The organism is Nonomuraea sp. NPDC049028, assembly GCF_043197735.1.
In the GTDB taxonomy this organism is placed as follows: domain Bacteria; phylum Actinomycetota; class Actinomycetes; order Streptosporangiales; family Streptosporangiaceae; genus Nonomuraea.
The window spans coordinates 455,859-466,601 of the sequence record NZ_JBICTR010000004.1 but is presented as its reverse complement, the minus strand read 5'-3'; the positions used below and the strand labels follow the sequence as shown (position 1 = coordinate 466,601).

Here is a 10,743-nt window from a genome sequence, read left to right as displayed (position 1 = left end):
GAATGACCGTGGGATGAAAATACGCGGTGCTCCCCGGGGTCAGCTCGGAAAGAGGCAACCTTGTTTTATCCGTACGACCTGATCAAGGACTTCGCCGGCGCGGTCGGCCGCCATCCCGACCGCCCGGCCATCGCGTACAACGGCCGGACCCTCACCTACACCCAACTCCACGCGTGGATGTGCGCGACCGGCCGGCGGCTGGGCCCGCGTCCCGGGGTGGTCGGGGTGCTGGCGTCCCGGTCGCCGGAGACGGTGGCCGCCCTGCTCGGCATCCTGGTGGCGGGCGGAACGTACGTACCGATCGATCCGGGGTTCCCGTTGCCGAGGCGGCGGGCGCTGATGTCGGCGAGCGGGTGCACGACGCTGATCCCCACCACCAAGCCCACCAATTCCACCAAGCCCACCAGCAACCCCAACGATCCCACTGATCCCACTGACCCCGCCGATCCCGCCGACCCCAGTGGGCCCGGCGTGCGACTGGTGGATCTTCCCGATCTCCCCTCCCGCGTCGAAGCGGGCCAGGCCGCCCGTACACCGGAGACGGAGGTCGTCGCCGGGGACGATCCGGCCTACATCCTGTTCACGTCCGGATCCACCGGCGCGCCCAAGCCCGTGGTGACCCCGAGGCGGGCCATCGCCGTCGTGACCGGCGCGCTGCGGGAGCTGTTCGGCCTCACCCCCGAAGACCGCGTCCTGCAGTTCGCGTCCCTGAACTGGGACACCTGCTTCGAGGAGATCCTGCCCACCCTCACCACCGGCGCGACGCTGGTCTTCCACGACCAGGCACACTCGGGATCGTTCCATCGCATGCTGCGCATGATCGCCGCCGAGCGGATCACCGTGCTGGACCTCCCGTCGGCGTTCTGGCACGAGCTGGTGCGCCACCTGGTGGACGAGGGGGCCACGCTGCCCGCCTGCGTCCGGCTGGTCGTCATCGGCGGGGAGGCCGTGAGCGCGGCGCGGCTGGCCGACTGGCGCGCGCTCGACACCGACGGGATCCGCCTGGTCAACACCTACGGGTGTACGGAGACAACGCTCATCACCCACGCCATAGACCTGCACGGCCCGCTGGCAGCAGGGGGAGCAGGAGAGCGGAGGCCGACCGAACTGGCCGCCGCGGGCGCAGGGGAGCGGGTGCCGATCGGGCGGCCGCTGCCGCACGTCGGGCAGCACGTCAGCGAGGATGGCGAGCTGCTGGTCGGCGGTCCGTCACTGGCGCTGGGCTACCGGGGCCTGCCGGAGGCGACGGCGGAGCGGTTCGTCGAGCTCGGCTCCGAGCGGTACTTCCGTACCGGCGATCGGGTCGGCGTGGCCGCCGACGGCACGCTCACGCACGAAGGCCGGCTCGACCACGAGCTCAAGATCCGCGGCATCCGGGTCGATCCGGGCGAGGTAGAGGCGCAGATCTCCGGTCATCCGCGAGTGCGCGCCGTGGCGGTGGCGGGCGTCACCGTCGCCGACCACACGACGCTCGCGGCCTACATCGTCCCCGGCCGACCCGCCGACGGCGGCACGACCACCGTCCCCGGCCCATCCGCGGATGACGGCACGACCATCCTCCCCGGCCCATCCACCGATGACGACACGACCATCGCCCCCGGCTCACCCGCCGACGACGACACGACGCTGGCCGCCGATGTCCGGGATTACCTGCGCGACCGCGTCCCCTGTCATCTCGTGCCCAGCCGGATCACCGTCGTCCCCGAACTCGTCTACACGGCGAGCGGAAAAGTCGACCGGGCCGGTTCGCATCGGCGATACGCGTCCGCCACCGTTTGAGGAGACCATTCCGTGAATGTCAACGCCGTCTCGGCGGTATTTCAGCGTGTCCTGGAGAATCCGGAAGTCAGCGCGGACTCAGACTTTTTCGTCATGGGCGGGGATTCGCTGCTCGCCACCCGTGTACTGAGCGCGATCGCCCGTACCAGCGGCGTTGAACTGGATTTCGACGACTTCCTCGACGCGCCGACCCCGAGCGCCCTGGCCAAGAAGATCGCGAGCGCCGAGCAGAGCGCGAGCCCGGCATGAGCGTCGTCGTCGTGGGAGCCGGCCTGGCCGGGCTCACCGCCGCCACGGACCTGGTGGCGAGCGGCGTCGAGGTCACCGTCCTCGAGGCACGCGAGCGGGTCGGCGGCCGTACGCACGGCATCGAGGTCGCCCCGGGCGTCTGGGTGGACGCGGGCGCCGCGTACCTGGGAGACCGGCACACAGCCCTGACCGCCCTGCTGGCCGAGCTGGACCTGAAGACCACCCCGACCACCATGACCGGCGCGAGCCGGTTCGCGCTCGGCGGCGAGGGGCAGGGCCAGACCCGGGCCGGCCGGTTCCCGCCGCTGTCGGCGGTCGCGCTCGGCGAGCTGTTCGACGCGCTGGACGAGCTGGACCGCGGGGTGCGCGCGGACGCCCCCTGGCTGTCGGCGGGCGCCGCCCGGCTGGACGCGCTGACCGCGGCCGAGTGGGCGCGCGAGCACCTGCGTCATCCGGACGCGCGGCTGTTCTTCCCGCTGTTCCTCGGCGAGATGATGGCCGCCGACCCGGCGGACGTGTCCGTCCTGCACATGGCCTTCTACCTGCGCTCGGGTGGCGGGATCCGCTACCTGAACGCCTTCGCGGGCGGCGCGCAGGAGGACCGGATCGACGGCGGCGCGCACCAGGTGTGCCGGCGGCTGGCCGCCGGACTGGGCGACCGGGTGCGGCTGGGCGAGCCGGTGCGCGCGATCCACCAGGACGGCGACGGCGTGACCGTCGTCGCCGCGACCGGATCGGTACGGGCCCAGGCCGTGGTCGTCGCGGTGCCGCCGTCGCTCGCCGACGCGATCGACCACCGGCCCGGCCTGCCCGAGACCCGCTCCGGCGAGCGTACGGCGCCCGGCTGCGCGGTGAAGGTCCACCTGGTGTACCCGTCGCCGGCCTGGCGGGAGCAGGGGCTGTCCGGCTGGTCGGTCAACGCGCGCGGCCCCTTGCTGTCCACCGTGGACGACTCGCCCACCGACGGCGGGGTGGGCGTGCTGACCGGGTTCGTGACCGGCAGGGAGGCGTACAAGTACGCGGCGCTGCCCGCCGCCGAGCAGCGCGAGCAGGCGGTCGCCCAGGCCGCGCGGCTGTTCCCCGGATTGCCGGAGCCGATCGGCTGCCACGTCACCGACTGGGTTCACGAGCGCTACAGCCGGGGCTGTTACGCGGCGCTGTTCGGGCCGGGCGACTGGCCGCGGCTCGGCCCGCGGCTGACGGCCCCCCACCGGCGGGTGCACTGGGCCGGCACCGAGACGAGCACGGAGTTCTTCGGACTGATGGAAGGAGCCATCCGATCGGGGCACCGGGTGGCCGCGGAGATAAGCGCGACGTACCGATGGAGGGACATCCATGACTGACAGCACGTCCATCGCTCCCCTGGCCGTCCGGCAGGGATTCATGACCGAGCCCGGCCTGGGCGCGGGCAACTTCCTCGACCACGCCCTGGCGGCCAACCCGAACCGGGCGGTGCCGTTCGTCTACAGCCACCACAACGACCACCGAGGCCGGGTGGTGCTGCGCGGCCACAGCCTGGTCGACCTCGCGGCGCTGCGCGACCGGTACGCCAAGTGGTACTGGGCCAACGGGGTGCGGCCCGGCGAGCCGGTGGGCATCGTGGTGGCCGAAGGGCTCGAACCGCTGCTCCACTTCCTGGCGCTCACGGCGCTCGGCGCCATCCCGACGATGATCAACGACGCGATGCGGGCCGACGTCATGGTCCGCTACCTCGACCACGTGGGCGTCGTCGGCATCGTCGCCGACGACACGACCAGGCTGCAGATGGCCTACCGCAACGCCCCGCAGACCAGGCCCAGGTTCATCGCCCTGGCCGCCGAGGTACGGGCCTACGACGCCGACTCCGGCCGCTTACCGGAGGAGTACCCCTACCAGCACGCTCCCGACGACATCGTGGCGTTGATCCACTCCTCCGGCACCACCGGCACCCCGAAGTCGACGACGCTCGGGCATCGCAGCTTCTGGGACGGCAAGCAGCCACGGATGCTGCGCTTCCCCGCCGAGCCGTACGACAAGCTGATGTCGCTCATGCCGCACACCCACGCCGGCGGGCTCAGCTACTTCCTCACGGCGGTGCTGCTCGGACTGCCGACCGTGGTCATGGCGGACTGGCGGCGCACGGTCGTGGAGCCGGTGATGGAGGCGTTCCAGCCGACCATGGTGGCCTCCTTCCCCCGGACGTTCGTGGAGCTGGCCACCGGCGAGCTGCCGGTCAAGGGGGCGGCGAAGGTCCACTCCTGGTTCAACACCGGAGACAGCGCCCATTACGGGCACATCAGGCGGCTGGTCGAGCTCGGCGAGCGGCCCGCCGGCCTGATCAAGTCGTGGCTGCTTCCGCAGGGCGACGCCGGCGAGCCGCTGCCCGGCTCCCAGTTCGTCGACGGGCTCGGCTCCTCGGAGATGGGGATGGCGCTCTTCGGCCAGGTGACCGCGCCGGAGACCCCGCGCGACGACCGGTGCGTGGGCAAGGCGCAGGACGCGGTGATCAAGGCCGCGGTGCTGGACGAGAACGGCGAGGAGGTGCCCGACGGCACCGTCGGCCTGCTGGCCGTGATCACCCCCTCGCGTACGCCGGGCTACTGGAACGACCCGCGGCTGACCAGCAGCTTCGAGCTCAACGGCTACTGGCTGACCGGGGACGTGGCGCGCCGGGACAGCGAGGGCAATTTCTACCACCTCGACCGCACCGTGGATGTCATCGACACCGCGACGGGGCCGGTCTACAGCCTGCCCATCGAGGAGATCCTCATCGCCGACTGCGCCGACCTCGTCCAGGACTGCTCGGTCGTGGGCGTGCCCGGCAAGGCGGGGGAGGGGCAGCGCCCGATCGCCGTGGTGCGGTTGCAGGCCGGCGCCGCCGACGCCACCGCCGACGAGGTCATGGACAAGGCGAACAAGGCCCTCGCCGACGCCGGTCTGGCCACGCTCGCCACCGTGATCATCGCGCGGACCGACGAGGACTATCCGCTCGGCCCCACGGGCAAGGTGCTCAAGCGCGAGCTCCGTACCCGCCACGCGGTGCTGTTCACCGGATGAGCCATCAGATGAACGCCGACGCCGCCCGCGGCCCGTACACCTATGTGCGCCGTCCGCTCGTCGAGCCGGACTGGCGACGGCTGCCGGGCTGGCGCGGCGTCACCGACGCGCAGTGGCGCGATGCCCAGTGGCAGCGCGCCCACTGCGTGAAGAACGCCGGGCAGTTGCGCGCGGTGGTGGGCGACCTGCTCCAGGGGTCCTTCTACGCCGACCTGGCGGCCGACGTGGCCCGGTTCGCGACCATGTCCATGCTCATCACGCCGCAGTTGCTCAACGTGATGACGCCGGAGCCCGTGAGCGATCCGGCCGCGTTCACCCGGGCCTTCCTGGCGGACCCGGTCCGCCGCTACCTGCTGCCGGTCCGCTCCGACCGGCATCCGGTCTGGCCCAGCCATCCGCGCGCCCGCCGCGACTCGCTGCACGAGGCCGAGATGTGGGTGGTGGAGGGGCTGACCCACCGCTACCCGACGAAGGTGCTGGCCGAACTGCTGTCCACCTGCCCGCAGTACTGCGGGCACTGCACCCGGATGGACTTGGTCGGCACCTCGACGCCGCAGGTCGTCAAGGCCCGGCTCGCGCTCAAGCCCGTCGATCGGCAGGAGCTGATGCTGGACTACCTCAAGCGCACGCCCGGCGTACGCGACGTGGTGGTCTCCGGCGGCGACGTGGCCAACCTGCCGTGGCCGCGGCTGGAGGCGTTCCTGCTGCGGCTGCTCGAACTGGAGTCCGTCCGGGACGTCCGCCTGGCCAGCAAGGCGCTGATCGGCCTGCCCCAGCACTGGCTCCAGCCCCGCGTGGTCGAAGGGATGGGCCGGGTGGCCGCCATCGCCCGCGCCCGCGGCGTGAACCTGGCCATCCACACCCACGCCAACCACGCCCGGTCGGTGACGCCGCTGGTCGCCGAGGCGGCCCGGGTCATGTTCGAGGCGGGCGTACGGGACGTGCGCAACCAGGGCGTGCTCCTGCGCGGCGTGAACACGACCACGGAAGACCTGCTGGACCTCTGTTTCGCGCTCCACGGCGAGGCCGGAATCCTGCCCTACTACTTCTACCTCTGCGACCTGATCCCCAACGCGGAACACTGGCGGATCCCGGTCCACCAGGCCCAGCGGCTGCAGGAAGCCATCATGGGCTACCTCCCCGGCTACGCGACGCCGCGGCTCGTGTGCGACGTGCCCTACGTCGGCAAGCGCTGGGTGCATCAGGTGGTGGAGTACGACCGGGAACGCGGCATCTCGTACTGGAGCCAGAACCACGGAATCGGGCTCCAGCCGGTCGAGGACCGCATGTTCCCCTTCTACGACCCGATCGACACCTTGCCCGAGCCGGGCCGCCGCTGGTGGGCCGACGGAGAGGGACGACCATGACCCCGAGCACGCTGCGCCGCATGTGCTGGATCTTTCCCGACCGCGAGTCCACCCGGGGCACCGCGATGTGGCACCCCTTCTTCTGGGACCTCTACGCCGAGGTGGCCGCCGAGCTCGGCCTGAGCTGGTGCCGGCATGCCCCGGACGCGGTGACGGTCGACGGCCTGGAGACCGGCAAACCGCGTGTCTACGTGGACGACGAACTCGTCACCCCGGAGGACACGCTCTTCATCACCGCGTTGTACTCGCTGCCCTACCAGTCCATGGACGTCTTCAACCAGTACGCGCTGTACGCCGTGCTGGAACAGGCCGGCTTCTACCTGTCGTTCCCGCCCAGCCTGTCGCCCATCGCCAACGACAAGCTGGCCACGGTCCTCTACCTGCACGATTCGCCCATCCCGCCGGTGCCCACCCTCCGCATCGGAACCGGGCGGGACACCAGCAAGCACCTGTACGAGGTGGCGCTGGCGAACCTGACCTACCCGGCCATCGTCAAGCCGTCCGGCTGGTGCGGCGGCGGCGGGGTGAACCTGGCCCGCGACGCCGAAGAGATCCGCGGCCTGGCCAGCCTCGCGCAGGGCGGCGACACCACGCTCGTGATCCAGCCCTACCTGGGCGACGGCACGGTCGACTACCGGGTCTACGTCGTCGACGGCGAGCCGTACGCCGTGATGAAGCGGATCCCCGAGCCCGGCTCGCCGGTCGCCAATGCCAGCCGGGGCGGCGCGATGGAGTTCCCGCCGGTCCCGCCCGAGCTGGCCGAGGCGACGGCGTACTTCTACGAGAAGCTGCCCATCCCCTTCTTCTGCGTCGACTTCCTGTTCGACGGCGAGCGGTACTGGTTCTCCGAGCTCGAACCCGACGGTGTGATCGCCCCGGACTACGGCGACCCGCACCGCACGCTCCAGCGCGAGGTCACCCGGGCTCGCTGGACGGCCTACCGCGACGCCCACACCCGCTGGCTGACCGAAAGTCAGGTGAAGAAATGACCGAATCGTTCTCGCTGTCGCCCGAGGCGGCCGAGCCGCATCTGCGCGTCCCGCGCCGAGCCCTGGAGCGGCTCAAGGCCGTGCCCGCGCTGGCGCCACGCTACGCCGGCTGCGACAAGCTGCTCACGCTGGAGGACGTCGCCGCGCTTCCCCCGCTGGTGAAGGACGACCTGAACGTGGCGCTGGCGCACCTGACGCCCAAGGCCGAGCAGGGTGCCACCTGGCTGTTCCAGAGCGGCGGCAGCACCGGCGCGCCCAAGGTCGGCTACGCCCCCACCGGGTTCTACATGGCCGGCGTGTACGAGCAGTGGCGGCCGCTGGACCCGGACGACGTCTTCGTCAACGGCTGGGGCGCCGGCCGCATGTGGGGCGCCCACTTCCTGGCCGGGGCCTTCGCCGACCTGTCCGGCTGCCGGGTCATCGCGCTGGGCTCGGTGACGAAGGAGGAGTACGGCGACTGGCTGTCGTTCTTCGCCGCCCAGGGCGTGACCGCGTTCGGCGGCACCCCCAGCGTGCTGCGGCTGTGGTTCGCGCACGCGCGGGCCACCGGCGTGCGCCTGCCCGCGCTGCGCAAGGTGCTCTGGCTGGGGGAGGCGTGGCACCCCCAGCTCGACGAGGACATGGCCGTGGTGGCGCCGGACGCGCGCCGCTGGGGCATGTTCGGCAGCACGGAGACCTGGGTGATCGGCACCAACACCCCGCAGTGCCCGGCCGACGTCTTCCACCCGCTGCCCGCGCAGCTCGTGCACACCGACGCCGACGAGCTGCTGGACTTCACCACGCTCGACCCGGACATGCTCAACCCGGTGCTGCGCTACCGCACCGGCGACGCCGGCCGCTTCGTCACCTGCGAGTGCGGCCGGGAGGACCGGGCGCTGCGGGTGCTGGGCCGCCGCGACTCGGTGGTCCAGGTACGCGGACTGGGGCTGCACGTGGACGACATCGTCGCCCAGGCGGAGCGCGAGCCGGGCGTCTCCCGGGCGCAGATCCTCATCACCGAGCAGCGCGGCCGGGTGTCCGCGGTGGACGTGCTGCTGCTGACCGACGCGGACGCGCCGCCGGACCTGCCCGAACGGCTGCGGGCGGAGCTCATGTCCGCGACGTTCACGATCAGCACGGCCTTCCAGCACGACCCGCACGCCTTCCGGGTCACGGCCGTCGACGCGCTGATCAGCAACGAGCGCACCGGCAAGACCGCCGGCTTCGTCGTACGGGAGGAGCCGTGAGGTTACCGGAGTCCCTGGGCAGGCAGTTCAACCTGTACTGGGGCGGCCAGACGGTGAGCCTCGTCGGCGACCGCGTCACGGTGTTCGTGGTCCCGACCCTGATGATCTTCGTGCTGCACGCCTCCGCATTCGAGGTGGGCGTCGTGGCCATGGCCCAGTACCTCGGCATCCCCGTGCTGGGCCCGGTCGCCGGGGTGCTGGTCGACCGGTGGGACAAGCGCCTGACCATGCTGATGTGCGACGTCGTACGGCTGGTGGCGGTGACGGCGATCCCCGTGGCCTACTGGTTCGGCGTGTTGTCGACGCCGTTGCTGTTCGTCTGCGTGGCGCTGATCAGCGGTGCGACGATCTTCTTCAACGTCGGCTACCTCGTCGCCGTGCCCACCACGGTGCCGGAGGACAAGCTGGTGCGGGCGTACTCGCGCCTTGAGGGCAGCAGCACGGTGTCCGAGGTGGCCGGGCCGTCGATCGCCGCGGGCCTCTACCACGTGCTCGGGGTGGCCGCGCTGCTCGTCGACGCGGCCAGCTACCTGGTCTCGGCGGCGTGCTTCCGCGCCATGCGGCCCTGGGGGGTCAAGGCCGTCCAGCAGGGTTCCGTGTGGTCGCGGCTGGTGCTGGGGTTCCGGCTGAACTGGGCCGATCCGGTGCTGCGCCGGGTGGTCATCGCGGCCGTGACCCTGAACTCGGGCGGCCCGATCTTCGTCACGGTCCTGCCGGTACTGGCCTACCAGGGCCTGGGCATCTCGGTGGGCGTGTTCGGGGCGGCGATGTCGGCCGGGGCGGGCGGCGCGGTGATCGGCGCGCTCGTCGCTCCCAAGATCAGTGACCGGCTGGGCCTCGGCCGGACCATGGCCTGGGGACTGCTGCTGCACTGCCTGGTCGGCCTGGGCATCCTCGCCGCGCCCGCGCTGCCCGCCGCGCCCGTGATCGCCGTGACGTTCGGCTGCTACGGCTTCTTCATGTCGTGCATCAACGTCTGCAGCGCCCCGATCCGCCAATCACGGATGACGGCCGAGAACCAGGGCGTGATGCACGCGGCCTTCCGCACCGTGACCTGGGGAGTGATCCCGCTGGCCGCCCTCGTCGGCGGCACGGCGGTCACCCTGCTGACCGGCAGCCTGGGCGTACTCGACGCGGCCAAGGTGGTCATGGTCGCCGGCACGCTGCTGGCCGCGTTCTCCTTCCTGCCCGCGGTGGGGATCCAGCCGCTGATGAACCGCGCCAAGAACCTTGAGGAGAGCCCGGCATGACCGTGCTGATCACCGGTACGTCCTCCGGCATCGGCCTGGCCACCGCGGTCACCGCCGCCAGGGCCGGGTTCACCGTGGTGGCGACGATGCGCGACCCGGGCAAGGACGGCGCGCTGCGCGAGGTGGCCGACCAGGCCGGGGTCACGCTGGACATCCGCCGCCTGGACGTCACCGACGCCGCGTCCATCGACTCGTGCCTGCAGGGCGTGCGGGAGGAGTATGGGCGGCTGGACGCGGTGGTCAACAACGCCGGCGTCTCCAACTTCGACCCGACGATGGAGATGTCCACCATGGAGGCGCTGCGGGCCAACCTGGAGGTGAACTTCTTCGGCGTCATCGCCGTGAGCCGGGTCGCGATGCCGCTGCTGCGTGCCGCCCGTGGCCGGCTGCTGACGATCGGCAGCGTGCACGGGGTCGTGGGCCAGCCGTTCAACGAGGCGTACGCGGCGGCGAAGTGCGCGGTCGAAGGGTTCATGGAGAGCCTGGCTCCGGTCGCGGCGGTGCACGGGGTGCGGGTCAGCGTGGTCGTGCCCGGCTTCGTACCAGACACCGAGTTCGGGATTTTTCCGGACATCAACCGGGGGACCATCCGGGCGGCCTCGGGGCCGTACGCGCGGACGTTCGACGGCTACCTCGACTGGGTGCGCGGCGCGGGCTGGGAGGGCGCCGGCCAGTCCAAGTGGGAGGTGGCCGAGGTGGTGGTGCGCGCGCTGAGCGAGGACGAGCCGCCGTTCCGGGTGCCCACCAGCGAGTGGGTGGCGGCGTACCTGGCGCGGAAGCTCGCCGATCCGGACGGGTCGGCCGTCCAGGCGCAGGCCAGGACGTGGATCGGGGCCGCGGTATGAGC

Annotated in this window: 9 protein-coding genes; all 9 read left to right on the top strand. The window is 71.6% G+C overall.

The features are described from left to right. The first annotated feature begins 60 nt into the window (after window positions 1-60). From ACGFJ2_RS17725 to ACGFJ2_RS17685, 9 genes are read left to right on the top strand one after another with little or no spacing between them, the layout of a single operon-like run. Window positions 61-1,779: an AMP-binding protein gene (locus ACGFJ2_RS17725; RefSeq protein WP_393469351.1), complete on the top strand. Its 1,719-nt coding sequence runs from the start codon at window positions 61-63 to the stop codon at window positions 1,777-1,779. A 12-nt stretch (window positions 1,780-1,791) separates the two neighbouring features. Continuing rightward, on the top strand, window positions 1,792-2,028 hold the full coding sequence (locus ACGFJ2_RS17720) for a phosphopantetheine-binding protein (RefSeq protein ID WP_357952283.1): 237 nt from the start codon (window positions 1,792-1,794) through the stop codon (window positions 2,026-2,028). After that, window positions 2,025-3,371: a flavin monoamine oxidase family protein gene (locus tag ACGFJ2_RS17715; RefSeq protein ID WP_393469348.1), complete on the top strand. Its 1,347-nt coding sequence runs from the start codon at window positions 2,025-2,027 to the stop codon at window positions 3,369-3,371. The genes ACGFJ2_RS17720 and ACGFJ2_RS17715 overlap by 4 nt, the downstream gene beginning before the upstream one ends. Beyond that, window positions 3,364-5,064: a class I adenylate-forming enzyme family protein gene (locus ACGFJ2_RS17710; protein WP_357952285.1), complete on the top strand. Its 1,701-nt coding sequence runs from the start codon at window positions 3,364-3,366 to the stop codon at window positions 5,062-5,064. The genes ACGFJ2_RS17715 and ACGFJ2_RS17710 overlap by 8 nt, the downstream gene beginning before the upstream one ends. After that, window positions 5,061-6,431 carry a lysine 2,3-aminomutase gene (locus ACGFJ2_RS17705; RefSeq protein WP_357952286.1) on the top strand — a complete coding sequence of 457 codons (1,371 nt, stop codon included), beginning with the start codon at window positions 5,061-5,063 and terminating at the stop codon, window positions 6,429-6,431. The genes ACGFJ2_RS17710 and ACGFJ2_RS17705 overlap by 4 nt, the downstream gene beginning before the upstream one ends. Continuing rightward, the gene (locus ACGFJ2_RS17700) at window positions 6,428-7,420 is read left to right on the top strand and encodes a RimK family alpha-L-glutamate ligase (protein WP_393469345.1); all 993 of its coding nucleotides are present in this window, start codon (window positions 6,428-6,430) and stop codon (window positions 7,418-7,420) included. The genes ACGFJ2_RS17705 and ACGFJ2_RS17700 overlap by 4 nt, the downstream gene beginning before the upstream one ends. Beyond that, complete coding sequence (locus ACGFJ2_RS17695) at window positions 7,417-8,646, top strand: AMP-binding protein (protein WP_393469342.1); 1,230 nt, start codon at window positions 7,417-7,419, stop codon at window positions 8,644-8,646. The genes ACGFJ2_RS17700 and ACGFJ2_RS17695 overlap by 4 nt, the downstream gene beginning before the upstream one ends. Then, window positions 8,643-9,896, top strand: a complete 1,254-nt coding sequence (locus ACGFJ2_RS17690) for an MFS transporter (RefSeq protein ID WP_393469340.1) — start codon at window positions 8,643-8,645, stop codon at window positions 9,894-9,896. Before ACGFJ2_RS17695 ends, ACGFJ2_RS17690 begins: the two co-directional genes overlap by 4 nt. Beyond that, window positions 9,893-10,741, top strand: a complete 849-nt coding sequence (locus tag ACGFJ2_RS17685; RefSeq protein WP_393469338.1) for an SDR family NAD(P)-dependent oxidoreductase — start codon at window positions 9,893-9,895, stop codon at window positions 10,739-10,741. The genes ACGFJ2_RS17690 and ACGFJ2_RS17685 overlap by 4 nt, the downstream gene beginning before the upstream one ends. The last annotated feature ends 2 nt before the right edge of the window (window positions 10,742-10,743 follow it).